The sequence below is a fragment of the Streptomyces sp. NBC_01465 genome, from assembly GCF_036227325.1.
Lineage (GTDB): Bacteria > Actinomycetota > Actinomycetes > Streptomycetales > Streptomycetaceae > Streptomyces.
The window spans coordinates 7,662,193-7,687,511 of record NZ_CP109467.1; the positions used below are offsets into that span (position 1 = coordinate 7,662,193).

General features: G+C 70.5%; 18 protein-coding genes and 3 tRNA genes. 12 read left to right on the forward strand and 9 right to left on the reverse strand.

What is annotated here, in order from left to right; genetic code table 11:
* The first annotated feature begins 41 nt into the window (after positions 1-41).
* The 6 genes from OG707_RS35705 to OG707_RS35730 all read left to right on the forward strand — a co-directional run bounded on the left by OG707_RS35705 (position 42) and on the right by OG707_RS35730 (position 6,554).
* A complete protein-coding gene (locus tag OG707_RS35705) occupies positions 42-1,658 on the forward strand; it encodes a GMC family oxidoreductase (RefSeq protein ID WP_329125874.1) in 1,617 nt (538 codons plus the stop codon).
* Between the two features lie 146 nt (positions 1,659-1,804).
* Complete coding sequence (locus tag OG707_RS35710) at positions 1,805-3,811, forward strand: translation factor GTPase family protein (protein WP_329125876.1); 2,007 nt, start codon at positions 1,805-1,807, stop codon at positions 3,809-3,811.
* 40 nt (positions 3,812-3,851) lie between these two features.
* A tRNA-Ala gene (locus OG707_RS35715) sits at positions 3,852-3,923 on the forward strand.
* 14 nt (positions 3,924-3,937) lie between these two features.
* Positions 3,938-4,009: transfer RNA gene (locus tag OG707_RS35720), tRNA-Glu, on the forward strand.
* A gap of 29 nt (positions 4,010-4,038) precedes the next feature.
* Positions 4,039-5,388, forward strand: a complete 1,350-nt coding sequence (locus tag OG707_RS35725) for an SDR family oxidoreductase (protein ID WP_329125878.1) — start codon at positions 4,039-4,041, stop codon at positions 5,386-5,388.
* Positions 5,382-6,554: a ribonuclease inhibitor gene (locus tag OG707_RS35730; RefSeq protein WP_329125880.1), complete on the forward strand. Its 1,173-nt coding sequence runs from the start codon at positions 5,382-5,384 to the stop codon at positions 6,552-6,554. The genes OG707_RS35725 and OG707_RS35730 overlap by 7 nt, the downstream gene beginning before the upstream one ends.
* Here the strand turns inward: OG707_RS35730 and OG707_RS35735 are convergent, their stop codons facing one another.
* Complete coding sequence (locus OG707_RS35735; RefSeq protein WP_329125881.1) at positions 6,555-8,402, reverse strand: AAA family ATPase; 1,848 nt, start codon at positions 8,400-8,402, stop codon at positions 6,555-6,557. It lies immediately after the preceding gene.
* The gene (locus tag OG707_RS35740; protein WP_329125883.1) at positions 8,399-9,802 is read right to left on the reverse strand and encodes a DUF2201 family putative metallopeptidase; all 1,404 of its coding nucleotides are present in this window, start codon (positions 9,800-9,802) and stop codon (positions 8,399-8,401) included. Before OG707_RS35740 ends, OG707_RS35735 begins: the two co-directional genes overlap by 4 nt.
* A 92-nt stretch (positions 9,803-9,894) precedes the next feature.
* Between OG707_RS35740 and OG707_RS35745 the strand changes: the two genes are divergently transcribed.
* Positions 9,895-9,968 (forward strand) — tRNA-Trp (locus tag OG707_RS35745).
* Between the two features lie 15 nt (positions 9,969-9,983).
* Here OG707_RS35745 and OG707_RS35750 read toward each other — a convergent pair.
* On the reverse strand, positions 9,984-10,808 hold the full coding sequence (locus OG707_RS35750) for a hypothetical protein (RefSeq protein ID WP_329125886.1): 825 nt from the start codon (positions 10,806-10,808) through the stop codon (positions 9,984-9,986).
* An 84-nt stretch (positions 10,809-10,892) separates the two neighbouring features.
* Between OG707_RS35750 and OG707_RS35755 the strand changes: the two genes are divergently transcribed.
* The 4 genes from OG707_RS35755 (at position 10,893) to OG707_RS35770 (ending at position 17,452) form a co-directional block, all read left to right on the forward strand.
* A complete protein-coding gene (locus OG707_RS35755) occupies positions 10,893-14,267 on the forward strand; it encodes a hypothetical protein (RefSeq protein ID WP_329125888.1) in 3,375 nt (1,124 codons plus the stop codon).
* Positions 14,268-14,358: 91 nt separating this feature from the next.
* Positions 14,359-14,997: a bifunctional 4-hydroxy-2-oxoglutarate aldolase/2-dehydro-3-deoxy-phosphogluconate aldolase gene (locus tag OG707_RS35760; protein ID WP_329125890.1), complete on the forward strand. Its 639-nt coding sequence runs from the start codon at positions 14,359-14,361 to the stop codon at positions 14,995-14,997.
* On the forward strand, positions 14,994-15,980 hold the full coding sequence (locus OG707_RS35765; protein ID WP_329125892.1) for a sugar kinase: 987 nt from the start codon (positions 14,994-14,996) through the stop codon (positions 15,978-15,980). Before OG707_RS35760 ends, OG707_RS35765 begins: the two co-directional genes overlap by 4 nt.
* Positions 15,981-16,111: 131 nt before the next feature.
* Positions 16,112-17,452 carry a lipase family protein gene (locus OG707_RS35770; protein WP_329125893.1) on the forward strand — a complete coding sequence of 447 codons (1,341 nt, stop codon included), beginning with the start codon at positions 16,112-16,114 and terminating at the stop codon, positions 17,450-17,452.
* A 56-nt stretch (positions 17,453-17,508) separates the two neighbouring features.
* Here OG707_RS35770 and OG707_RS35775 read toward each other — a convergent pair whose 3' ends face one another.
* From OG707_RS35775 to OG707_RS35795, 5 genes are all read right to left on the reverse strand, one after another.
* Positions 17,509-18,486: an acyl-ACP desaturase gene (locus OG707_RS35775; RefSeq protein ID WP_329125895.1), complete on the reverse strand. Its 978-nt coding sequence runs from the start codon at positions 18,484-18,486 to the stop codon at positions 17,509-17,511.
* A 117-nt stretch (positions 18,487-18,603) separates the two neighbouring features.
* The gene (gene ddaH / locus OG707_RS35780; RefSeq protein ID WP_329125897.1) at positions 18,604-19,380 is read right to left on the reverse strand and encodes a dimethylargininase; all 777 of its coding nucleotides are present in this window, start codon (positions 19,378-19,380) and stop codon (positions 18,604-18,606) included.
* Positions 19,359-21,734 (reverse strand): excinuclease ABC subunit UvrA, encoded by a 2,376-nt coding sequence (locus tag OG707_RS35785; protein WP_329125899.1) that lies wholly within the window; start codon positions 21,732-21,734, stop codon positions 19,359-19,361. The genes ddaH and OG707_RS35785 overlap by 22 nt, the downstream gene beginning before the upstream one ends.
* Before the next feature lie 53 nt (positions 21,735-21,787).
* Positions 21,788-21,976 carry a hypothetical protein gene (locus tag OG707_RS35790; protein WP_329125901.1) on the reverse strand — a complete coding sequence of 63 codons (189 nt, stop codon included), beginning with the start codon at positions 21,974-21,976 and terminating at the stop codon, positions 21,788-21,790.
* Between the two features lie 27 nt (positions 21,977-22,003).
* The gene (locus OG707_RS35795; protein ID WP_329125903.1) at positions 22,004-22,855 is read right to left on the reverse strand and encodes a helix-turn-helix domain-containing protein; all 852 of its coding nucleotides are present in this window, start codon (positions 22,853-22,855) and stop codon (positions 22,004-22,006) included.
* 169 nt (positions 22,856-23,024) lie between these two features.
* Here OG707_RS35795 and OG707_RS35800 point away from each other — a divergent pair, with 169 nt between their 5' ends.
* A complete protein-coding gene (locus OG707_RS35800) occupies positions 23,025-23,486 on the forward strand; it encodes an ATP-binding protein (RefSeq protein ID WP_329125905.1) in 462 nt (153 codons plus the stop codon).
* On the opposite strand, the gene OG707_RS35805 is transcribed toward OG707_RS35800, so the two are convergent.
* Positions 23,472-25,100: an ABC-F family ATP-binding cassette domain-containing protein gene (locus tag OG707_RS35805; protein ID WP_329125907.1), complete on the reverse strand. Its 1,629-nt coding sequence runs from the start codon at positions 25,098-25,100 to the stop codon at positions 23,472-23,474. The genes OG707_RS35800 and OG707_RS35805 overlap by 15 nt on opposite strands.
* Positions 25,101-25,319 lie beyond the last annotated feature (219 nt).

The following is a 25,319-nucleotide window of genomic DNA, read 5'->3' on the forward strand; positions in this document are numbered from 1 at the left end:
CCATGCTGTTGCCGCGTCATATCGAGTCCCAGGAGGCAGAGTTGAGCACCGAGGGAACGGAATACGACTACGTGATCGTGGGTGCGGGGTCGGCGGGCTGCGTCCTGGCCGCACGGCTCTCCGAGGACCCGTCGGTCACGGTGGCCCTCGTCGAGTCGGGAGGTCGCGACCGCAAACCGGAGATCCGGATACCGGCGGCCTTCCCCAAGCTCTTCAAGACCCGCTACGACTGGGACTTCACGACCGTCAAGCAGTCCGCGCTCGGCGGCCGCGAACTCTACTGGCCGCGCGGGCACATGCTCGGCGGCTCCTCGTCGATGAACGCCATGATGTGGGTGCGCGGCCACCGCGACGACTACGACGCGTGGGGGGACGCGGCGGGCGAGGAGTGGTCGTACGAGGGACTCCTCCCGTACTTCCGGCGCGTCGAGCACTGGACCGGACCGCGTCCCGAGCAGTCGGTCTACGGCACCGACGGGCCCCTCTTCATCTCACCGCCCCGCGACCCCAACCCGGTGACCGCCGCCTTCATCAAGGCCTGCGCCGCCCACGGCCTGCCCGAACTGCCCGAGCTGAACGGACCCGACCACAGCGGCTGCGCCGTCACCCCGCTCAACCAGCGCTCCGGCCGCCGCTGGAGCGCGGCCGACGGCTACCTCAAACCGGCCAGGCGCCGCCCCAACCTGGACATCTTCACGGACGCCACCGTCCGCAGGCTCACCTTCGACGACACCGGAACCCGCGCCACCGGCATCGTCGCCGAGGGCTCACCGGGCCGCCTCACCGCCCGCCGCGAAGTGATCCTCAGCGCGGGCGCGATCGGCTCCCCACAACTCCTGCTGCTGGCCGGGATCGGCGACCCCGAGCAGCTGCGCGAGGCGGGCGTCGAGGTCCGCGCGGGCTCCCCGGACGTGGGCCGCCACCTCAAGGACCACCTCGCCTTCGCCGCGACCGTGCACTGCCCGAGCCCGGTCACGCTCACCGGGGCCGACTCCCTCGCCAACGTCGGTCGCTTCCTCCTCGGCGGCCGCGGACCGCTCACCTCGAACATCGGCGAGGCGGTGGCCTTCCTCCGCAGTACGCCCGAACTGGCCGCCCCCGACATCGAGTTGATCTTCGCGCCGGTTCCGTTCGTCAACCACGGCCTCGAAGCGCCCACCGAACACGGCATCACCATCGGCGTGATCCTGCTCCAGCCGGAGAGCGAGGGCCGCATCACCGTGACCGGCCCGGACGAGCACAGCGCGCCCCTGATCGACCCGGGATATCTGGAGGCGGGCGCCGATGTACGCCGGCTGATCGCAGGGGTACGCAGGGCGGAGGAGCTCCTCGCGGACCCGGCCCTCGCCCCGTACAACACCGGGAGTCCCATGGAGGTGTACCCGGGCATCGTCGACGACGAGCACCTGGCGGAGGCGATCCGCGCGGGCGCCGAGACGCTCTACCACCCGGTCGGCACCTGCCGCATGGGCGCGGACCCGGGCTCGGTCACCGACCCCCGGCTGCGCGTCAGGGGAGTGCAGGGGCTGCGCGTGGTCGACGCGTCGGTGATGCCTGCGATCACCCGGGGACATACGCACGCCCCGACCGTCGCCCTCGCGGAGAAAGCCGCCGAGCTGATCCGGGAGGACAGGCGGGAAGAATCCCGTACGTCATAAATCGGTTGCCCCGCCCGACGCCGGTCCGCTGTACTTCCTGACGACAGCGGACCGCTGTCCGCCCGACCGAGGAGTACTGAGCATGCGCGGATCTTCGAGCCCCATCCAGAAGGTTATTTCCACCTATCTCGAGGACTCGAAGTTCATTGCGTACCCTGAATTTGGGCATTCTGGCGCACATCGACGCCGGTAAGACCAGCCTGACCGAGCGGCTCCTGCACGCCGCCGGCGTCATCGACGAGATCGGCAGCGTCGACGACGGCTCCACGCAGACCGACTCCCTGGCCCTGGAGCGGCAGCGCGGCATCACCATCAAGTCCGCCGTCGTCTCCTTCGCGGTCGACGACGTCACGGTCAATCTGATCGACACACCCGGCCATCCGGATTTCATCGCCGAGGTGGAGCGGGTCCTCAGTGTGCTCGACGGCGCCGTGCTGGTCGTCTCGGCGGTCGAGGGCGTACAGGCGCAGACCCGCGTACTGATGCGGACGCTGCAGCGCCTGCGCATCCCCACGCTGATCTTCGTCAACAAGCTCGACCGCGGCGGCGCGGACGCGGACCGCACCCTGCGCGCCCTGGCCGAGAAGCTCACCCCGGCGGTGGTCCCGATGGGCACGGCGCACGGCGCCGGCACCCGCACACCCACCGTCACCGCGTACGGGCCGGACGACGACGCCTTCACGGAGACGTTGACCGACCTGCTCACCACGTACGACGACGACCTGCTCGCCGCGTACGTGCACGACGAGAAGGCCGTCACCCACGCCCGCCTCCACGAAGCCCTCGCAGCACAGACCCGCCGCGCCCAGGTGCACCCGGTCTTCTTCGGATCGGCGATCACGGGCGCGGGCATGGCCGAACTGACGGCTGGGATCAGGGAGTTGCTGCCCGCGGCGTCGGGCGACCCGGACGGCCCGGTGTCGGGCACGGTCTTCAAGGTCGAACGCGGTCCCGCGGGCGAGAAGATCGCCTACGTACGGATGCTCTCCGGCTCGGTCCGTGTCCGCGACGCACTGCCCTTCGGCAAGGACAGCGAGGGCAAGGTCACCGCGGTCAGCGTCTTCGACCAGGGCGCGGCGGTCCGCGTCGACACGGTCCCTGCGGGCCGGATCGGCAAGCTCTGGGGACTGGGCGACATCCGTATCGGCGACCACATCGGCGACGCACCGGCACCGTCCACGCAGCGCCACCACTTCGCCCCGCCGACGCTCGAAACCGTCGTCGTACCGGCAAGCACCACCAGCCGGGCAGCGCTACACACGGCCCTCACCCAGCTCGCCGAGCAGGACCCGCTCATCAACCTGCGCCACGACGAGCTCCGCCAGGAGATCTCCCTGTCGCTGTACGGCGAGGTCCAGAAGGAGGTCATCGAGGCGACACTCGCCGACGCGTACGGAATCGACGTCACCTTCCGCGAGTCGACGACCATCTGCATCGAACGGCTTGACGGTGCCGGAGCGGCATTCGAAATCATCGACAAGGACCCCAATCCCTTCCTCGCGACGGTCGGTCTCCGACTCGAGCCGGCCCCGCTGCATTCGGGAGTGGAATTCCGCCTGGAGATCGAACTCGGATCCATGCCGTATGCATTCTTCCGGGCCGTCGAGGAAACAGTGCGGGAATCCCTCCAGCAGGGAATCAACGGCTGGGAGATCCCCGACTGCCGCGTCACGATGACGCATTCCGGCTACTGGCCCCGCCAGAGCCACGCCCATGGCACGTTCGACAAGAGCATGTCGAGCACGGCGGGGGACTTCCGCAACCTGACCCCGCTGATCGTGATGGACGCGCTGCGCCGGGCGGGCACCACGGTGCACGAACCGATGCACCACTTCCGCCTGGAGACCCCGGCCGACACCTTCGGCGCGATCCTCCCTGTGCTGTCCAAGCTGCGGGCCGTCCCGCAGGCGCCGGTCATGGACGGCACGCGGAGCCTGCTGGAGGGCGAGATTCCGGCGGCCTCGGTGCACAGTCTGGAGCAGCAACTGCCTTCCCTGACACGGGGCGAGGGCATGCTGGAGAGCGCCTTCGAGCGCTACCGGCCTGTCAGCGGTGCTGCCCCGTCGCGGCCCCGCACGGACCACAATCCGCTCAACCGCAGGGAGTATCTGCTGCAGGTGGTGCGGCGGGTGAGCGGTCAGGTGGGCGGCTGATGACGGTGCCGGGTCCTGTGGTTAGGATCCGGGGGCGCACCCGGATGTAGCGCAGAGGCAGTCGCGCTCTCTGGCAGAGAGAATCACGCCGGTTCGAGTCCGGTCGTCCGGGTGTCGCATGTGACGGGTCCTGTAGAGCAGAGGCAGACTCGCCGCCTTCTCAGGGCGGATACGCCGGTTCGAATCCGGCCGGGACCACAGATGAGGCACGCACGGGGCGGGGAACGATGAGCGAGGGCGAGGGCGAGAGCGTCACGGGGGAGGACCTCGCGGCCTTCGACCGCATGGTCGGCAGGCTGCGGGCCCTGCCCGTCGACGATCCGACGAGGCTGCGCGCCGAGCAGGTCGCGGCGTCCTTCGCCCGCGACGGCCGGCTGCGGCGCCGCAAGGCGCGCAGCGCGGACCGTTCGGCCGCCGACGCGGCCGTCATGGCGGCGACCGCGACGGGTGCGGAGGGCCGCCGGGAGGATGCGCCGCTGATCGCGCCGGGGACCGGCGGGGAGTTCGACAAGCCGCGCCCCTGCTACGTCTGCAAGGTCGGCTACCGGCAGGTCGACCCCTTCTACCACCGGCTCTGTCCCGGCTGCGCCGCGGACAACCGATCCCGCCGGGCGCTCACCACCGACCTCAGCGGGCGGCGTGTGCTGCTCACCGGCGGGCGCGTGAAAATCGGCTTCCAGCTGGCACTGATGATGCTGCGCGACGGCGCCGAACTCCTGGTGACCTCCCGTTTCCCGCACGACACGGTCAGACGGTTCGCCGAGGTGCCGGGCAGCGACCAGTGGCTGGAGCGGCTGACGGTCCTCGCGGTCGATCTGCGCGACCCGCGCCAGGTGCTGGGGCTGTGCGAGGAACTCCGCAAGGAGGGCAAACCGCTCGACATCCTGGTCAACAACGCCGCGCAGACGGTCCGCCGACCGCCCGAGTCCTACGCCCTGCTGGCGGCGGGCGAGTCTCCCCAGTTGCCCGGGCGGACGCTGCGGGCGCCGGGATTCCGGCCGATGCGGGAACTGGTCGCTGCCGCGGACCAGGGCGCGCTGGAATTGGTACTCGGAGCGGCCGTCGACGAGGCGGGGTTGCTTCCCGACCCGGCCCCGGCGAATTCCTGGTCGGCGCGGCTCGGCGAGCTCGATCCGGCGGAAGTGCTGGAGACCCAGCTGGTGAACGCGCTGGCCCCCGCCCTCCTCTGCGACCGGCTGCTTCCGCTGCTCCTCGCGTCCCCCCGCCCGTCGAAGTACGTCGTCAATGTGACGGCGGTCGAGGGGCGGTTTGCCGTACGGAACAAGATGGCCGGGCACCCGCACACCAATATGGCGAAGGCCGCCCTGAACATGCTCACCCGCACCAGCGCCGCCGAACTCGCCGTCCAGGGCGTCCACATGTGCGCCGTCGACACCGGCTGGATCACGGACGAGAACCCGGCGCCGAAGAAGGACCGCATGGCGGGGGCCGGATTCCGTACGCCGCTGGACATCGTGGACGGAGCCGCACGGATCTACGACCCGATCGTGCGCGGAGAGGCCGGCGCACCGGTGTCCGGGGTCTTCCTCAAGGACTACCAGGAGGCAGCATGGTGAGCGAGCCGCCCTTTGCCGGAGTACCGCCGGTTCCGCCGCGGCCCGTTGCCGATCTCACCCCGTTGCTCGACTGGTTGCGCGGCGGCCGTCCGGCAGGCGAGCGCATCGACTTCACTGCCGGGACGGCGCTGCCCGACGGGCGGCTCGATCTGTGCAAGCAGGCGCTCGGCGCCGAGGGCGCGGCGCTGATCGCGGACGTACTCTCCCAAGTCCGTTCTCCCGTACGGCATCTGCTCTTGGGCACCGACGGTCTCGGCGACGAGGGTGCGGTCGCGGCCAGCGGGGCGGCCGGGGTGGAGACGCTCTACCTCGGCTGCAACGGGGTCACGGCCGCAGGGGCCTGCCGTATCGCCGACCAGCTGCGGGCATCGCCCCAGGTCGTCACCGGACTCTGGCTCAAGCGCAATCCGCTGGGGACGGGCGGCGGACACGCAGCCGCCGAACTGATCGCCGCAGCGCGGTCGTTGCGGACGCTCGACCTCGTCCAGACGGGGCTCGACCCGGCCGGGCTCATGGTGCTCGCCGACGCGCTGCTCGCAGCTGCCGACTCGGGACGGCGCATCGATCGGCTGTTCCTCGGCGGCAATCCGCTGGGCGTGAGTGGTGCGGTGGTCCTGGCGGAGGTCGTGTCCGCAGGCGCCGTCGGTGAACTGTACGTATCCGCAGCCCAGTTGGGTGACGCGGGAGCTCTGCTCCTCGCCGAGGCGCTGGGGCGTGCACCGTACGGGCGACTCACCCGGCTCGCCGTCGCCAGCAACGGCATCGGCCCGCGTGCCGTCGCTCCGCTGGTCGCGGCGGCCACGGCGAGCGGCGTGGAACTCCTCGACCTCGGTCGGGTCCGCGCCGCCGGAGTCCTGCGCGCGGCCGACAACCGGGTCGACACCGAGGCCGCCACGGCGATGGCCTCGGCGTTGGCGGCGGCCGAGCACCGGCTCACCCATCTCGTCCTCACGCACACGGGTATGCGCAGCCGCGGGGCCCACAAACTCCTCGACACCGCGGGACACGCGACGACCGCCACGCGGTTCGTCCTCGGCCAGTCCATCGCGGCCAGCATCAAACGCCGGCTGCACGCGCACAGTGCGCACGTCCCGCCGCCCACGGTCCCGCCGGACGTCTCCGCCGTACGCAGTGTCCACCGCACCCCGCCCGACGGAGACGCCTGATCACCGTCGCAGGCTGATGAAGATGTCCGTCCAGAAGCGCTGCTGCTGGTCGGACGCCCCCACCAGATAGGTGGCGCGCAGCTTCGGCGGCAACAGGGCCACCAGCCGTGCCACCGCCTTGCGGTGCTTCTTCAGCTGGGACAACTCGGCGTTGGCGATGATCTGATGGACCAGATCGCTGTCGTTGCCGCCCTCGGTCGAGCTCTCCGCCGCGGTACGCAGCCGCGCCTCCCACTGGTCGATCCCGCGCGCCAGCTCACGCAGCCCGGTCACCGGCTTGCCCTCGAACCGCGCGATCAGAGCCGTCAGGGGTACCGGAGCGTACTCGCCGTCGCCCAGATACACCGTCGCCATCTCCAGCGGCAGCCCACGCCGGTGCAGCTTGATGAGGCGCTCCAGGGTGCGCTTGGTGATCCAGGCCCGGCCGTCGTTGTCGATGTCGTGCTTCCACCACTCCAGGACGGTCTCGGCGTCCGCACCGTACTGCGCGATCAGCCACTCGTTCGCCGGTATGTCCTCCGGCTCCACCGTCAGCGAAGCCGTGAACCGGCTCGCCTGGGCGATGTTGTTGCGTGACACCAGAAGCTTGCGCCCCAGGTGGTACGGCGGATTCTGCACGGCGATCTGCGCGCGCAGATTCGCGATGCGCCGCCCGGCGAGGGACCACTCCTGAGTGATCTCCATGAGCTTGGCGAACGCCGCCTTGTCCTTGGGCCGGTTGTACTCGTCCCAGACGATGGCCTTCGGCTCGGTACCGGTGAACGGCACCGCGAGCAGATTCTCCAGCGCCCCGTCGGCGGTCGGCACCGGGGCGCACAGGTCCTCGACATTGGTCACCGGCAGCGAGAAGTACAGCGGCTCGCGCCCGAGCGCCTCCCGGACCGTCTCCCGGACGAGCTCGGTCTTTCCGCACCCCGGCGGCCCTTGCAGCAGCACGGTCCACCGGTTGCGCAGCGAGGCCCTCACCACCTGCCGTACGGGATCGGGGATGCTCGCCGGGTTGGGCACCCCGAGCGAGGTGGCGATGCGGTCCAGGACCTCCGCCGTACGGTCGGCACCGGGACTGCCGTCGCCGCGCGCCTCCACCAGACGCAGCCGCTCGCCGCCGACCAGGGGCAGCCCCCACCGCAGCGGAAAGCCCTCCCGTGCGTTGGCGAGGAGGTGGTCCAGGGTGCGAGGGGAGAGGAGTTCGCGCAAGGCGGGGGAGAGGGACGCCCAGAGGGAGAACACTCCGCTCAGGTCCCAGTCGCGGTACTTGGCCGCGAGGTGGAGCCGCCAAGCGGTGTCGTTCGCGGTGATCCGCAGCGTGACCATGCGGTCGAGCAGGGCGAGGTCGCTGCGCCGTGCCGACGTCTCGGCGAGCGACTCGTTGTCGGTGAGGAACACGCCGATGCAGCCGAGCGCCCGCAGATCGTGCTCGCCGAGGGTCCAGTTGCAGGCGATCTGCATCAGCTGCGACTGGATGGTGTCGCCGGCCTGCAGTGAGTCGTCGATCAGCAGGACAAAGGGGGTGCCCGGCTTGAGCTGGCTCATCACCAGCTGGCGCAGGACCAGTTCGCCCGAGCGGGCATCCCGGACCGGTGCGTTGATCAGCAGGTCGTCCGGGGTCAGGTTGGCGGCGGGCACATAGACCAGGGCAGTGCCCGGGTGGGCTTCGGCGACGTGCGAGAAGAACGTCGCCGTCTTGCCTATCCCGTGCTCTCCGAAGATCTGGCCGGTCTGCCCCATCTCGATCATGGCGTCGATGAACGACTCCAGGTGGAGGGAGGCCGTGCGGCCGGCCGCCGGAGGGCTCGGATAGGTGGCGCTGGGGCGCCAGCTGCGGACGGGGCCTGCGGTGGTGGTCATCGTGATCCTGTGGTGACGCGATGGCAGTCCATCGCGGGCGAATGGGTTTCGGGCCAGTCGTCGCCGCCCTCGGTGATCAGCCAGATCCACCGGTCGGGATCTGCGGGCGTGATGTGCGGTGCGTATCCGTCGGTGAGCATCACCACCGCGTCCGGACGCTCCTCGAAGCGTCTTCCCCGGACCTCCGTACGCCCTTCCACGTAGTCGGCGACGGCCTGGAAGCTTGTCCCGCCCCCTCCATAGACGCGCTCGCCCGGAGCGAACGGCATCACGACGCCGTCGAAGGAGAGCCAGTGGGCCTCCACGCCGTCGATGCGGCCAACCAGCTCAGTGAGCCAGTGCACGACATGCTGCGGCATGGATCCCGAGGTGTCGTAGGCGATGACGAGGACCTTGTCCCGCACCGGACCGGTCCGCGACAGCATCGGATCCTGGCCGAGCGCGGCCAGCAGCGCACCGCGCTTCTTCGGATACACGAGCCGCTCGCCCGCACGGAGCTTGGAGCCGAGCACATCGACCAGCCAGCGCTGCCACCAGTCGATCCTGCCGGTACGAGACGTCTCGCCCCGCAGCGCACCCGCACCCAGCTGCCCCCAGAGCTTCGCCGCTCGCGCCGATGCCCCCTCGGTACGGCCCATCAGGTCGAGCAGTTCCCCCTCGGCGCCCCCATGCCCGCGGCGCGCGGCCAGGAGCGTGTTGAGCAGCACCGAAGAGACGACGGAGTCCACCGTCTCCTGGTCGGCGGGCACTGTGCCGAGAGCGAGATGCACGCAGAGGTGAGGCGCGGGCACGGGAGGGTTCTGCATGCGCTTCAGCTCGCCGTACACCGACTGGTCGGTGAGGACGAACTCCGCATAGCCGACCGGCTCCAGCCCCTGTTCCGTGAGGTCGCGGTTGTACGCGTCATGGATCTCGCGCGGGCTGATCCCGGTAGGGTGCCCGTCGAGCAGCGGCAGACCGGTCCTGCCGAGCCGCACGAGTGCCACATGGTTGATCGAGACCTCCGCCGCCAGGTCGAATACCGGGTCGGCGCGCAGCTCGGTCTCCACGAAGAGGTGCCGCTGCACCAGATGACGCGCCTCGTGGAACAGTACGAACTTCACGCCGTCAAGACCGAGCCGTACGAAGAATTCGGGGTTGTAGAGCAGCAGGCACGAGCCGTCACCCGAGGCGACCACAGCCGCCGTGTCCACGGCGGTGGTCGGGATCTGGTGATGGCATTTGGCGAACAGCCAGGAGGCGACAGCCGATTCCGTGAGCCCGAAGTCGAGCAGCGCGGCTTCCTTCAGCCGCCGGGCCTCTTCGACCGTGGCAGGATCCGCCGGCCGGTAGCGCTCGACGGCCTGCCGGTCGGCAAGATTCACCACAGGACGGTGCGCCCGCCGCTCTCCGTACGTCATGCTCCCCGCCCCCCGTGCCCGCTCCCCACCGGATCTCATTGGTACCAGGCGCCACTGACACCCGGCCAAAGGATTACGCTCTGCGGCAAGGGCGGGGCCGTAGCGCAGGGGCAGTCGCGTCGGACTCCAGATCCGGATCACGCTGGTTCGAATCCAGCCGCCTCGCCCCCTCACTTCACTCTCAGGCGATGGCGCCTGCAGTCGCCAGGAGTTCCGACGGGGTGCCGCGGTACGTATCGATCAGCTGCGCCAGTACGGCCCATGCCTCCGGGCGGTCGCCGAGATGTTCCCGTACGAGAGGGCGCAGGGCGTCCGCCGCCTCGCCGACGCGGTGGGGGAAAAGGGTCCGGCCGAGGAACAGGACCTCCAGCACATGCGCTGCGGGTGTCCAGTCGAGCGCGTACTCCGCCGGACTGCCGACGATGCGCGCCTGCTCCAGCCGGTGGTCGAACTTGCGGTGCGAACCGAACTGGGCGCGCAGGGACTTGGGGCAGTCCGCCCGTATGGAGAGCGCCCAGCGCGCATAGCCGGGCAGAGGCTCCTGCCGGTCCGCCACTATGACGTCCTGCCAGTCGGCGTGCCCGGCGACCAGCGAAGCGGCCGCTCTGGCGGTTCCCATCGAGCGCGCGCCGCGCAGCGCTTCGAGGGGACCGAGGTGCTCCAACTCTGGCGGAACGGGCGGCTCCGGCATCCCGTCCAGCGACGGGGAGAGCCGCACCGGGCCCTCCCCGGGACCATGGGCGGTGCCCCGGAGAATCGCGCGGCGCATGGAGTCGTCGGCCGACGGGTGTCGCCACACCCGGGCGTTCAGCTCCGGATCGTCCTCCTCAAGAACCCACAGCAGCACGGACCGTGAGATGCCGGTCTGGCCCCAGCGCCGCAACAGGCCCTCGGCCGGCGGCTCCTGATATGCGATCCGCTGCTGTGCCGTCCGGGAATCCCCGGGTTCGGCCAGATCGAGCAGAAAGCCGATCGCCGCTGCTGCTGTGACGCTGTTGACATGCATGCGGGCATGATGCCGGATCGCCGGCGGACGGACCTACTGGAAAATCTCCGTGGTGCACCGCCGCACGGCAGGCACAATCGCACCATGAATCGCACCCCGCAGTCCGAAGCAGACCGCTTGCTGAGTGCACTGGACCCGCTCCCGTACCCGCGCCGTATGCGTGAACTCGTGGCGCATGTAAGGGAGATGGCCTCGAATGAGGTGCGCCCCCTGGTCACCGAGCTGTACGGGCGCGGACCCTACGAGCGGCATCTCGCGGCCGTCGCCGCCGCCGCAGGGCGGGACGCCGCATGGATCGCCGAGCACCTCGCCGATCCGGATCCGGTGGTGCGCGGGCAGGCGCTGCGGGTTGCGGGGTCTCTCGGTGTGCCCGACGAAGCCTTCGAGGCGGCGCTCGACGACGCGCCCGAGGAGACGCGCCGGCAGATCCTGGCGGTGGTCGTGGGCGGGCGGCGCACCGCGCTCGCCGACCGGCTCGTCGAGCGCGTGCGGGCCGACTGGGGTGATGCGGAGGCAGGGAGGCTGCTCGCCGGGTGTTCGGAGGACGTCGTCGTACGGCTGCTGCCCGGGCTCTTCCACTCCGTGCAGGGGTGGACTGCCCTGGGCAAGCGGCATCCGGGGGTACTCCTCGATGTTGCCGGGCAGGAGCTCGCCGCACTCCCCGAGGCGATGCGCGGCTCCTGGTGGGCGCGGTACGCCAGGGCCGTCGGGGCAGCGGTGCGGGCCGAGCCTGCGCGGGTTCTCGATCTTGTGGAGCGGTTCGGACCCGAGGTGCTGCCGTATCAACTGCACGATCGCCTGGGGGAGTTCGCCGCCGTCGACCCGGGTCGGGTCCTCCGTCTGCTGCTCGGGAACGGCGGACACGCCCTCCGCCGGAGCAGTGCGCTCACCCGGTCCGTCCGCGTCCGACTGATGCGGTCAGGGGCCGGCGAAGTGGCCGCGTACGGACGTCAGGCGGCCGACTCCGGCGACCTCGCCCCGCTCCTGCTGGCCCTGCCGCCCTCGGAGCGGCTCGCGTTCTACCGGGCCGCCGTCGCCGACCGGGGCGCCGGGGCTGCCGCGGTCGACGAGGACCTCCTGGCCGCGCTGCCCCGCAGTGGCGTCGCCGAGGAGGCGCGCCGGATGGCGGACTCCGCCCGCGAACAGGGCGCGCAATGGCACACGGTCCTGTTCGCCGAGTCGTTCCTGCCCGTCGCCGACGTACGGGACCGCCTCGTCGCAGCCACCCGGCGCCCCGCCGCCGACGACCGCGCGCTGGCCTGGCCGCTGCTCGTCCGCAACGCGGCGCGCGCAGGGGACCCCGCGGCCGTCACCTCCGTACTCGAAGAGATGGCGCGCCTGCGCAACGAACAGGACCCCGTACGATCGGCCGCCCTGCACGCATTGGCAGCCACCCGCGGCGCCCTCTTCACGGCCGACGCCGAACCCCACCTCGACCGGATCGCCGTCGACGCGGTCGAAGCGCGCGACTCCTCCTCCGCCACCCGCCGCAACCTCAGCGATCTGGCACTCTCCGTGCTGCGCGAGCACGCGGCGGGCGGACAGCGCGAGCTGGTCAACTGGGCGCTGCGGACCCTGGTCCGGATCTCCGGGAACACCGGGGGAGCCGACCTCGGGCAGCTCGACCTCACGCTGCGGCGCGGTCAGGAGCACCAGGTGTTCGAGGCGCTGCGCCCCTGGATCGAGGCGGGTGCGGAGAAGGCCGACTTCAGCCTCGTCCTCGCGCTCGCCCGCGCCGTCGGACGCCGTGCGGAGGCCATGGCCGAGCTGCAGGAACTCCTCTGGCAGGCTGTCCGTTACGGAAGTGCCGCGACCGTACGCAGCGCACTGGACCTCTGGCTGGAGCCGCGCCCGACACGCGACGAGCGGGTGGCGCGCGTCCTCGCGCAGGAGCCGTCGGCCGCGGTGCTGCCGAGCGTCTACGGCATCCTCGCCGTCAGCCGCACCGATCTGCTCGACACAGTGCTGGGGGAGACCCCGCCGTACGGGCGCTTCCTCACCAAGGGCACCACCTGGACCGCGCCGGTCGGCCGGTACGTACGGGTGTGGACGCCCCGTCAGCAGCAGGCCGCCGCACGCCAGTTGGCGAAGTCCGCCTCCGACGCCGGGCTGCCGCTCTACACCCGTACGGCGGCCATCACCCAGGGCGCGCTGCTCCCCGGCACCGGCGCGGAATTCGTACGGCGCTGGACGGGATCGAGCGAAGTCGTCCTCGCGGAGGCGGCCCTCGCCGCACTCGCCCGCACCGACCGGCCCGACGAGGCCCTGCCCGAACTGCTCACGCACACCGGCACGGACCGGGCCCGCGTCGCCGTGTACGCGGCCACGTCCGTCTCCCGACGCGTGGCGCCCTCCCGGCTGGCCGGGCTGCTGCGCGACGTGCTGCTCTCCCCGACCGCCAAGGTGACCAGCCGCAAGGAGGCCGCCAGGCTCGCCGCGGCCCGGCTCCCCGTCGTACAGGCCGCCGAGCTGATCACGGAGGCGTACGGGCAGCCGGACACCCACCGCGATGTGCGGGCCGCCTGCGTCGCGTTCGCGGGCGGACTGCTGGTCGACGACCGGGTCTGGGCGATGCTGCGCGACGCGGCGGGCGGCCTCCCCGTCCTGCGGACCGCCGTCCTTCGCGTCCTGCCGCTGGAGCTGGCGGCACCGTACCGGGAGAGGTACGCGCGGCTGGTCAGGGATGTCTGCGACACCGACGACGAGGAGACCGCGGCCGTCGCCTACACGGCACTCGCCCGCTGGGCCCCCTGGTCGCCCGACGCCCCCGAAGTCCTCGCGGCAGCGGCGGCCGACCTGGACAGGCGCCGCACCTGGCGGTTCGCGGTGGAGGGCCTCGTCGTCGCCGCAGCAGCTTCCGCCGAGGGCGGGCGCGGGGTCGCGCAGGCGCTGGGAGCGCTGGCAGCGGCGGGCGACGTACCGGACGCGGAAGAGCGGCGTGACCGGCCGGCCAGGCAGCGGATCACCCACCTGGTGATGCGGCTGAACGCCTCCGCCTACGCGGATGCCGAAGCGGTGCGTCCGGCCGCGCTGGCCGCCTCCGAACTGCTCGCCGGGCACGAGGAGTACGCGGCACAGAGCGCCGAACTCCTGGTGGCCCACCTCGATCTCGGGGCGGGCGCGCAGGAGCTGCAGGCCTCCCTCGACCGGCTCGCCGCCGTCACCGAGGGCCGCCCGGCGCTCGCCGCCCGTACCGCGGCGAGCCTCGCGGGTCGATGTGACGCCGGGGACAACAAGGGCGGTGACCTCGCGGTCCTGGAGACCGTGGCCCGCACGCTGGCCGGTCACGGCGGCCCTGCGCAGGGGCTGTTCGCCTCGGCGATCGTCGAGGCCGGAGGGTCCCGTACGGACTGGGCCGCCCCGTGGCGCGAGCAGTTGAGGGCGCTGCGCCGGCACCCGGTGGCGGACGTACGGGACGCGGCGCTGGCCGAGGTGACGGCGTACGAAGGGGCGTACTAGGAGGCTTGATCCACCATCCGGTGGCGGCTCCCCTTGAGCGCAATAGCACAATCGACGTGACAACACCCCCGACCGAACAGGGACCCCGCACGTGGATCTGCTGACCCAACTGCGTACCCACCGGATCGTCGCCATCGTGCGCGGCGACGACGCGGACGCAAGCCTCAGGACCGTACTCGCCCTCGCAGAGGAGGGCATTCCGCTCATCGAGGTCTCGCTCAGCGGCAAGGACGCCGTCGACGTCATCCGCCGGGCCCGGGCGGCCCTCGGCCCCGACGCCCCGCTCGGCGCCGGCACCGTACTGACCGCAGAGGACGCGCAGGCGGTCCATGAGGCGGGCGCCGACTTCGTCGTCACGCCGGCCGTCTGCGCGGGGATATCGGAGGCCAAGCGGCTCCAACTCCCCGTCCTCGCCGGGGTGATGACCCCCACCGACATCGTCGCTGCCCAGGAGCTCGGCGCCGACGTGCTCAAGCTTTTCCCGGCGGAGCACGCCGGTGGCCCCGCCTATCTGCGGGCCCTGCGCGGCCCGTTCCCGAACGTGCCGTTCGTGCCCGTAGGGGGAGTGGACACCGAGGTGGCCCGCACCTATCTCGCCCAGGGCGCACTCGCCGTCGGCGCGGGGTCGCCGCTGATCGGTGACGCCGCGGACGGCGGCAGCATCGACGCCCTGCGCACCCGGGCCCGGGCGTTCGCCGACGCCGTACGGACCGTGGAGGCGGTCCGATGACAGGCGCCGCGCCTGTCGCCTGTGCCCATGCGCCGGTCACCTGCATCGGCGAGACCATGGCCGCACTCGTGCCGGACCCCGTGGCTCCGCTCGAAGGCGCCGACCAGCTCAGTGTCCGTATCGCCGGCGCAGAGTCCAATGTGGCGGTGTACCTGGCGGACCACGGGGTGCCCGTACGGTGGGTGTCCGCCCTCGGCGACGACCCGTTCGGCCGGCGGATCCGCGCCGAAGTGGCCGCGTTCGGCGTCGACATCACAGGCGTACGCACCGATCCGCACCGTCCTACCGGGCTCCTCGTGAAGAATCCCGGCCCCGAAGGAACCAGGGTCCACTACTACCGCAAGGGCTCCGCCGCCTCCGCCCTGGGACCCGACCTCCTCGACGACGAGGCGGTGCGCACCGCCGGGCTCGTGCATCTCAGCGGCATCACCCCGGCGCTCTCGCCGGACTGCCTGGCCCTGGTCACCGCGCTGCTCCGGCCGGCACCCGCAGCACGCCCGTGCCCCGTCAGCCTCGACGTCAACTACCGGCCCGCGCTGTGGAGCGACGCGGAGACGGCCGCCGCCGTACTCCACGATCTGGCGAACCGCGCGGACATCACCTTCGTCGGTCTGGACGAGGCGCAGGCGCTGTGGGGTAGCGATCTTTCGGACGCTTCCGACGTACGGTCGCTGCTGCCGGGCCCGCGCATCCTGGTGGTCAAGGACGGTGGTCGGGAAGCAACTGCCTTTGTGGGAAGGGGAGTTCACACCGAGCCCGCGCCGAAGGTCGACGTCGTCGAACCGGTCGGAGCCGGCGACGCTTTCGCGGCCGGGTTCCTCGCCGGGCTCATCCGCGGCGAGGAACCCGTACGAGCCCTGCGCCTGGGTCACCTCACGGCGGGCGCCGCGCTCAGGGTGACCGGCGACCACGGCCCGCTGCCGGACGCCGACCGGATCGTTGAACTCCTCGACGCCCCCACCGCCCAGTGGGCTCAGGTGTGAACCGCCGGTAACAGAGGTCTTGTTAGAACTATGGTCAACCAGCTGTACCCCCTGGTAACTTGCGTCGCTGTTACCGCTAGGTAACAGGCATCTGTCCTCCCCGTGATCCATGAGCCGAATCCGAGGGAACCATGCAGCGCACTGCCATTGGGAAGCTGGCCACCGCAGTCGTCACCGTTCTGGCCGTCACCGCAGCCGTTCCTGCGGCGACGGCTGCGGCGGCGCCCTCCGCCCACGCGACAGCCTCGGCGGCCGACTCGTTCTACACCTACGACGGCAGCAAGCCCCTGTCCTCGTACGCACCGGGCGACGTGCTGAAGACGCGGACGCTGCAGTACCACTTCGTCGGCATCCCGACGCCGGTCAAGGCGATCCAGCTGCTGTACCGCACGGTCGATGCCCAGGGCCGGCCGTCCGCCGGTGTGACCTCGATCGTGCGCAGCCCCAATGGCGGCGGCAGCAAGGCCGTGTCGTACCAGTCGTTCTACGACTCCCTCAACCCCGAGGACGCGCCGTCCCGGGCGATCGCGGGCGATCTCACCCTCGGGGGCGCGATCCCGAACATCGAGTCGCTCCTCCTGGTCCCGATGCTCCTCGCGGGCTACAACGTCGTCATCCCGGACACCGAGGGGCAGACCGCCGACTTCGCGGCCGGACCGGAGTACGGAACCTCCACGCTGGACTCGATCCGCGCCGCGAGCCAGTCCCCGGAGACGGGCCTGAACGCCAACACCCGTGTCGGTCTGGCCGGTTACTCCGGCGGAGCCATCGCCACCCACTGGGCGGCCGCGCTCGCGCCCCGCTACGCGCCGGACGTCAACAGGAGACTGGTGGGCTACGCCGAAGGGGGGCTGCTCGTCGACCCGGCGCACAACCTCAAGTACATCAGCGGCAGTTCCATCTGGGCCGGCGTCGCCCCCATGGCCGTCATCGGGGCCGCGCGCGCGTACGACATCGACTTCACGCCCTACCTCAACAGCTACGGCGCCGAGGTGTTCAAGAAGCTCCAGTACGGGTCGATCGTCAACGCCCTGGGCCAGTACCCGGGGCTGACGTGGAAGAAGATGGTGAAGCCGCAGTACGCCGACCCGAACTCGGTGGCGCCCTTCGTCGAGGCGGTCAACAAGCTCAACCTCGGCTCGGCCCCCACCCCCGGCATCCCCGGCTACATCGCGCAGGGAGGCGGGGGAGTCTTCGAGGGAACCCTCAGCAACCTCCCGGGCATCGGGAGGGGCGACGGGGTCATGGTCGCCGGCGATGTGCGCGCACTGGCCCGGCAGTACTGCGCGAAGGGCGGCACTGCGGTCAAGTACGAGCAGTACGACCTGCTCAGCCATGTCGGCACCGCCGTGCCGTGGATCCCGACCGCACTGAGCTGGCTCAACGACCGGTTTGCCGGCAAGACGGCCCCGTCCGACTGCGGCCGTATCCCCGCGGGCAACTCGCTCGCGCCCGAGGTGCCGACCTCCTGACGCAGGCGCGCGCCCCGGGGGCTTCCTGCCCCGGGGCGCGCGTTCACAGTCCGTGCCTACGCGGAAGCGGCGCGCGCGGCCACCCGCGCCTTGCGGGCCGCGAGCTTCTCGTCGAACTTGCTCGCCTCGGAGTTGAGGCCGTCCATGTACAGACCCAGCTCCTCCTGCGCCTTGAGACCCTCCGGGCCGAGCCCGTCGATCGAAAGGATCTTGAGGAAGCGCAGGATCGGCGAGATGACGTCGTCGTGGTGGATGCGCATGTTGTAGATCTCGCCGATCGCCATCTGCGCGGCGGAACGCTCGAAGCCGGGCATGCCGCTACCGGGCATCTGGAAGTCGACGACGACGTCGCGCACGGCCTGCATCATCAGGTCCGGGGCGAGCTCGAAGGCCGCACCCATGAGGTTGCGGTAGAAGACCATGTGCAGGTTCTCGTCGGTCGCGATGCGCGCCAGCATGCGGTCGCAGACCGGGTCGCCCGAGTGGTGGCCCGTGTTGCGGTGCGAGACGCGGGTGGCCAGCTCCTGGAAGGCGACGTAGGCGACCGTGTGCAGCATGGAGTGGTTGTTGGACGACTCGTAACCCGCGCTCATGTGCGTCATCCGGAAGCGCTCGAGCTCGTCCGGGTCGACGGCGCGCGAGGCGAGGAGGTAGTCGCGCATCACGATGCCGTGGCGGTTCTCCTCGGCGGTCCAGCGGTGCACCCAGGTGCCCCAGGCGCCGTCACGGCCGAAGAGGGTGGCGATCTCGTGGTGGTAGCTGGGGAGGTTGTCCTCGGTGAGGAGGTTCACCACGAGTGCGATCTTGCCGATGCTGCTGACCTTGGACTGCTCGGGCTCCCAGGCGACCCCGTCCTCGAAGAAGCCGGGGAAGTTCCGGGCGTCGCCCCACGGCACGTACTCGTGCGGCATCCAGTCCTTGGTGACCTTGAGATGGCGGTTGAGTTCCTTCTCCACCACCTCCTCCAGCGCATACAGCAGTCGGGCGTCACTCCACGCTTCCGAACTGCCGAGGTGGGGAGAGGTGATCGTCACGGGTGCTCCTGGGGGGACGGGAGTAGTACCTACGGGTTCGTAGGTTACGTATCCGTAGGTTAAGGCGGCAGTAAGCCTGCGCCAACCCCCACTTTTGAGATGTCCCGATACGTACCGTTATGTGTACAGCTCGCGGAGCCGTACGGAGAGGCAGGTCACGCAGCCTTCGAGCTTCTCGTACTCGCTGATGTCCACCAGAACCGGTTCGTAACCAAGATCGGCGAAGAGTTCGGCCGACTTCGGCGCGCTGCTCGCCATCAGCAGCTTTCCACCGCCGAGCAGCACCACGTGCGCCCCGGCCTCCTCCGGCACCGGCAGGAAGCGCGGGAAGATCGAAGGGGCGTCCACCAGCGGTTCGTACCCGATGACCGTCCCGTCGGGGAGCGCGGTGACCGCCGACTTCAGATGCAGGACCTTGGCGATCGGTACGGCCACCACGCGCGCCCCGAGCGGCTCGAAAACCGCCCGCAGCTGCTGGATCCCGGCGGCGTTGGTACGGCCCCCGCGCCCTACGTAGAGCGTGTCCCCGATTTTCAGTACGTCGCCCCCGTCCAGCGTGCCCGGCTCCCACACCCAGTTCAGCGAGCAGCCGAGCACGCCGAGCGCCTGCTCGACCGCGGCTGTCTCCTCGCGGCGCGATTCGGCCCCCGAGCGCGCGATCAGAGCGACGTTGCGGAACATGACGACGGTGTCCTCGACGAAGACCCCGTCCGGGCAGTCCTCGGCCGGCTCCGCCTCCACCGTCTCCCAGCCGTGCTTGCGCAGCGCCTCCGCGTACCGCCCCCACTGCTCGAGCGCCAGGGCGTAGTCGACGGGCGTGCGCTCGATGTGCGTGACCAGGCCCTCGGAGAGGCGCGGGCTGGGTCGGCGGATCAGGGCTTTTCTGCTGGGCACCGAGGATTCTCCAGGTCGCTGGGGCGCGGGCGCCCATCATGACCCGGCGCCCCCGCCCAGCGGAATACCCCCCTTGAGTCCCCTGCGTCCCACTGGTCCCGTCCGAGATCCCGTCGCAGATACTCCGCGGTGAACGATTTGTGATGGTCGAGCAGCTGCTCGGGCGTTCCCTCGAAGATCAGCTCGCCGCCGTTCCTGCCGCCGTCGGGGCCGAGGTCGACGACCCAGTCCGCCCGCTTCACCACGTCCATGTTGTGCTCGACGCAGATCACCGTGTTGCCCGCGTCGACCAGCCGGTCGAGCAGGGCGACCAGAGTGTCCACGTCCGCCATGTGCAGCCCGGTCGTCGGCTCGTCCAGTACGTACACGCTGCCCGTCCGGTGCAGCTGCGTGGCGAGCTTGATGCGCTGCCGCTCACCTCCGGAGAGCGAACTGACCGGCTGCCCCAGGGTCAGATACGTGAGCCCGACCTCGTTCAGCGTCTGCAGCCTGCGCCGCAGCGACGGATCGTCGAAGAAGTCGAGGGCCTGAGCAGCCGTCAGATCCAGTACGTCCACGATGGACTTGCCTCCGAGGCGGTGCTCCAGGACCTCGTCGCGGAAGCGCCGCCCCTCGCACACATGACACGTCGTCGTCACCGGATCCATGAACGCCAGATCGGTGCAGATCTGCCCGCGCCCCGAGCATTCCGCGCACGCACCCCGCGAGTTGAAGCTGAACAGCCCGGGATCGACATCGTTCTCCCGGGCGAAGAGCCTGCGGACCGTGTCCATGATCCCGAGGTACGTCGCCGGGGTGGACCGTGACGAGGCGCCGATCGCGCCCTGGTCGATCACCACCGTCTCCGGGTACGCGGCCGTGAACACCTCGGACACCAGCGTGGACTTGCCCGATCCCGCGACCCCGGTGACCGCGCACAGGACGCCCGCCGGGAACCGTACGTCCAGACCCTTGAGGTTGTGCAGGTCCGCACCGGTCACCGGCAGCCACCCGGTGGGGGAGCGGAAGTCCTCCTTCGGCGGGGTGCGGCGGCGCAGGCAGCGGCCGGTGAGGGTGTCGGCGTCCCGCAGGGCGGCGGCCGGCCCCTCGTACACGACCCTGCCGCCCTCGGCGCCCGCCTTCGGGCCCATGTCGACGATGTGGTCGGCGACCGCCATCACGTCGGGGTCGTGCTCGACCACGAGGACCGTGTTGCCCCGGTCGCGCAGCCGCAGCAGCAGATCGTTGAGCCGGCCGACGTCGCGCGGGTGCAGTCCGACGCTCGGCTCGTCGAAGACGAACGTCAGCCCCGTGAGTGAACTGCCCAGGTGGCGCACCATCTTGAGGCGCTGCCCCTCGCCGCCCGAGAGCGTCGTCGTCTCCCGGTCGAGGGAGAGATAGCCGAGCCCGACCCCGATCAGCCGCTCGACGCGTTCGCGCGCGGCGGCGGCGACCGGCGTGGCCACCGGGTCGTCGATCCGGGACAGCACCTCCGCCAGGTCGGTCAGTTCCATGCGCCCGTAGTCGGCGATCGAGAGCCCGTCGATACGGGTGGCCAGCGCCGCCTCGTTGAGGCGCGCGCCATGACAGTCCCCGCAGATGCCCTGGCGGGTGAAACGCTCCGTCTCCGCCCGCCGCTTCTCGGACAGCACCTCCACGTCGCGCTTGAGATACAGCCGGGTGAAGCGGTCCACCAGGCCCTCGAAGGAGACGGGCACGGTCTGCGACTTGATCTCGATGCCGACCTTCACACCGCTGCCGTGCAGCAGGGTCCGGCGCTCCGCCTCGCTGTACTCGCCGAGCGGCTTGTCGTTGTCGAACAGCCCGGAGTTGGCGTACAGCCTCCACTGCCAGCTGCCCACCGAGAGGCCGGGCAGCCGCAGAGCGCCCCCGTTGAGGGACTTTGTCCAGTCGACCGCCTTGGAGAGATCGAGGTGTACGGTCCGGCCGACCCCGTCGCAGCTCGTGCACATCCCGCTGGGGTCGTTGAAGGAGTACGCGGTCGCGGCCCCCGCGCTCGGCGTGCCGTGCCGGGAGAAGAGGACCCGGATCACCGACCAGATGTCGGTCATCGTGCCGACCGTCGAGCGCACATTGCCGCCGAGCGGCTTCTGGTCGACGATGATCGCCACCGAGAGGTCGTCGATCCCGTCGACGTGCGGGCGCTCGTACTTCGGCAGCCGGTTTCTGATGAACCAGCTGAACGTCTCGTTCAGCTGGCGCTGTGACTCGACGGCGATCGTGTCGAAGACGATGGACGACTTGCCGGATCCGGACACCCCGGTGAAGACGGTGATCTTCCCCTTGGGGACGGTGAGGGAGACGTCACGGAGATTGTTCTCGCGTGCGCCCGTGATCACGATGTTCGCTGTCATGTCATCGACGCTAAATGGGATACCGGACACCTTCTGTCCGGATTTACGGCGGGTCAGAGGAGGTGGTCGGCCGCCCCCGCCTTCACCGCGGAGATCAGGGCCCGCAGCGCCTCCATCGAGTCGGCCACGTACTCACCGGTCTCCGTCGTGCCGATGTACGCCTTGCCCTCGCCGTCGACGCCGAAGCGGAAGCAGTTCGCCCCCTCGCTGCAGAAGGCGTCGTCCCAGGAGATGTCGGTCATGGTGTGTCCCTCCACGGATCCCATGGATCACAGATCCCGGGCGATGGCAGTGATGAAGTCCCGCGAGGCGCTCTCGGGCAGTGCCAGTGCGCGCAGCCGCTCCAACAGGCCCCGGTAGCGGCGCAGTTGCATGTCGGCGTCGAGGAGCATCGAGCCGTGCGAGGAGTCCAGCTGCACGGTGTCGAGCTGCGGCACCGCCGCACCGACATAGGTGAACGACTGGCCCGCGCCCGGGAATCCGCCCGCCGTGAAGGGGATCACCCGGACCGTGATGGTGTCCCGCTGCGACTGCTCCAGGATGAACTCCAGCTGTTCCCGGGCGACTTTGGGCCCGCCGAACTGCATCCGCAGCGCCGCCTCGTGGATCACCGCCTCGTACAGCGGCGGTGCGTCGCGCTCCAGGACCGCCTGGCGGCTCAGTCGCAGGGCGACGCGCGCGGCCAGATCGGGTCCGGGCAGCGGAGGATCGGCGGTGTCGAAGACGGCCCGTGCGTGGTCCACCGTCTGCAGCAGCCCGGGGATGTGCGTGGTGACGGCTGTGTGCAACTCGGCTGCGTGGTACTCGAGTTCCGCGATGTCGAGGAGTCCGGGGGGCAGCAGTCCGCGATGCTCCTCCCACCAGCCGCGGTCGCGTTCCTGGGCCATCGCCGCGAGCAGATCGACCAGACCGGTGTCCGGGCAGCCGTAGTTGAAGGCGAGGGTGCGGACGCGCTCGGCGCTTATCCCGAAGCGGCCCGATTCGATGTTGGGGATGCGCGTGCGGTCGACGCCCAGGAGGGCGGCGGCCTGCTGGGCCGACATGCCCGACTGTTCGCGCAGTTTGCGCAGTTCGTTCCCGAGGCGCTGCTGGCGGGCGGTCGGGGTGCTGCGGGGCGGCACTGCGTCCCCCTTCTCGACGGTGAGTGGCCGGTCGGATGGCCGGAATGACACAAGTAGTAGCACTGTGCTCCGGTCGTGCGCTACGGTCGGTAGCGCAAGTCTCACACGGGGCGACCGTTGTCCGGGTGTGAGAGCCCCCACACGTCACTGAACCTGGAGCCGCACGAACATGGGCGTCCTGCGTTGCCTCCCGGCCGTCACTCCGGCCGGACCTCCTGTCTCGCCGGTGGCGGACAATCTCAGCTACTCCCTGGCGCTTCCGGGCGGTGCGTACTGTGCCCGTCTTGCCCGCGGTGCGATGCGCACCCTGCTCACCCAGCACGGCCTCACCGACCTCGTCGAGACCGCTGCGCTGGCCGCGTCCGAACTGGTCGCGGGCGCCTACCGGTTCACCCCGGACCGCGAAATGATGCTGAGGGTGCGATGGCACTTCGACGCCCTGCGGATCGTGCTCTACGACCAGCACCCCGTCCATGCCACCCCGCAGGGCGCCGAGAAATGCCGCGACCGCCGCAGTCGCAGCATGTGGCTGCTGGCTGCGGCGGTCGACGAGCACGGCGGCGACTGGGGGCTGACCCCCGCGCTCACCCCGGAGGGCGGCACCAAGTCCTGGGCGTTACTCCACCCTTGACTCCTCGGAGGCCCTCTCCTTCGCCCCCTCGCTCAGATCGATCCACCGGGTGATCCCGATCGCCTCCAGGAACGGCATGTCGTGGCTGGCCACGATCAGCGCCCCCTCGTACCCCTCCAGCGCCGCCGTCAGCTGCCGCACGCTCGCCAGATCCAGGTTGTTGGTCGGCTCGTCGAGCATCAGCAACTGCGGAGCGGGATCCGCCAGCAGCAGCGCGGCCAGCGCGGCACGGAAGCGTTCGCCGCCCGAGAGCGTCCCGGCCGGCTGATGCGCCCGGTCGCCCCTGAAGAGGAAGCGGGCCAGCCGCGCCCTGATCAACTGGTGCGGCGCATCGGGTGCGTTGCGCGCCACGTTGTCCACGACGCTCAAGCTGTCGTCCAGTACATCGAGCCGCTGCGGAAGGAAGCGCATCGGGACATGTACCTTCGCCTCGCCCGCGACCGGATCCAGCCGTCCCGCGATCGTCCGCAGCAGCGTCGTCTTGCCCGACCCGTTGCGCCCGACGAGCGCGATCCGCTCGGGACCGTGCACGGTCAGCTCGCCGTCCAGGCCGTTCCCGTAAGGGAGTTCGAGATCGCGCAGCGTCAGTACGGTCCGCCCCGGATGCACCTTGGTGTGCGGCAGCTCGATGCGGATCTCGTCGTCGGTGCGTACGGCATCCTCCGCCTCGTCGAGCCGTTTGCGGGCGTCGTCGAGCCGGTCCTCGTGCAGGTTCTTCATGCGGCCCGCCGTCTCCTGAGCCGATCTGCGCATGGCGTCGGTCAGTGCCTTGCCGTGGCTGCCGCTCGCTGCGAGCTTGCGCCCGGAACGGTCGCGCCGGGCCTGACGGGTCTGCGACTCGGCCACCTCGCGCTTCTGCCGTCGTACGTCGGACTCGGCGGCCCGCACCATGCGCTCGGCGGCCTCCTGCTCGACCGCCAGGGCCTCCTCGTACTGGGAGAACGTCCCGCCGAACCAGCGGACCTCCCCGTCGCGCAGATCGGCGATCTGGTCGACCCGCTCCAGGAGTTCACGGTCGTGACTGACCACGACCATCACCCCGGACCAGGACTCCACGGTCGCGTACAGCCGCTTCCTGGCCTCCAGGTCGAGGTTGTTGGTGGGCTCGTCGAGGAGCAGTACGTCAGGACGGCGCAGCAGCAGGGCGGCCAGCCGCAGCAGCACCGACTCGCCGCCCGACACCTCGCCGATGGTCCGGTCGAGGCCGATGGAGCCGAGCCCGAGCTGGCCGAGGACGGCGATCGCCCGCTCCTCGACGTCCCAGTCGTCGCCGACCGCGGTGAAGTTCTCCTCGCTCGCGTCGCCCGCCTCGATGGCGTGCAGGGCGGCGCGCGTGACATCGATGCCGAGTGCCTGGTCCACTCGCAGGCCGGTGTCGAGCACCAGGTTCTGCGGGAGGTAGCCGATCTCCCCGGAGACCTTCACGCTCCCCGACGAGGGGGCGAGCTCTCCGGCGATCAGCTTCAACAGGGTTGATTTCCCCGACCCGTTGACGCCGACGAGGCCTGTCCTGCCGGGACCGACGGCCAGCTGGAAGCCGTCGAAGACGGGGGTGCCGTCCGGCCAGGAGAAGGAGAGTGCGGCGGCAGAAACATGGGTGGTGGGAAAGGACATACGGTCTCCGGTTGCTGGCAGTGATCAAGGGGCAACGGGTGGAGACACCGTCAGGGCAACAAAAAGGCCCTGGTCCGGAGGACGGCTCGAATACCGAGGTCACACGCGGTGCGCGCAGGGGTCATCACTGCACGGCACGGTGTCTCAAGACCTCAGTAACGCAACGTCCACTCCGATCGACGACAACAGGGCCACCAAAGAATCTACGCCCCCGTCCGT

Coding starts and splice junctions, on each gene's coding strand:
- OG707_RS35730 (WP_329125880.1), top strand. CDS start 5,382: ATGGTGAGCGAGCCGCCCTTTGCCGGAGTACCGCCGGTTCCGCCGCGG.
- OG707_RS35785 (WP_329125899.1), bottom strand. CDS start 21,734: ATGACAGCGAACATCGTGATCACGGGCGCACGCGAGAACAATCTCCGT.
- OG707_RS35765 (WP_329125892.1), top strand. CDS start 14,994: ATGACAGGCGCCGCGCCTGTCGCCTGTGCCCATGCGCCGGTCACCTGC.
- OG707_RS35770 (WP_329125893.1), top strand. CDS start 16,112: ATGCAGCGCACTGCCATTGGGAAGCTGGCCACCGCAGTCGTCACCGTT.
- OG707_RS35800 (WP_329125905.1), top strand. CDS start 23,025: ATGGGCGTCCTGCGTTGCCTCCCGGCCGTCACTCCGGCCGGACCTCCT.
- OG707_RS35735 (WP_329125881.1), bottom strand. CDS start 8,402: ATGACCACCACCGCAGGCCCCGTCCGCAGCTGGCGCCCCAGCGCCACC.
- OG707_RS35725 (WP_329125878.1), top strand. CDS start 4,039: ATGAGCGAGGGCGAGGGCGAGAGCGTCACGGGGGAGGACCTCGCGGCC.
- OG707_RS35790 (WP_329125901.1), bottom strand. CDS start 21,976: ATGACCGACATCTCCTGGGACGACGCCTTCTGCAGCGAGGGGGCGAAC.
- OG707_RS35755 (WP_329125888.1), top strand. CDS start 10,893: ATGAATCGCACCCCGCAGTCCGAAGCAGACCGCTTGCTGAGTGCACTG.
- OG707_RS35750 (WP_329125886.1), bottom strand. CDS start 10,808: ATGCATGTCAACAGCGTCACAGCAGCAGCGGCGATCGGCTTTCTGCTC.
- OG707_RS35805 (WP_329125907.1), bottom strand. CDS start 25,100: ATGTCCTTTCCCACCACCCATGTTTCTGCCGCCGCACTCTCCTTCTCC.
- OG707_RS35740 (WP_329125883.1), bottom strand. CDS start 9,802: ATGACGTACGGAGAGCGGCGGGCGCACCGTCCTGTGGTGAATCTTGCC.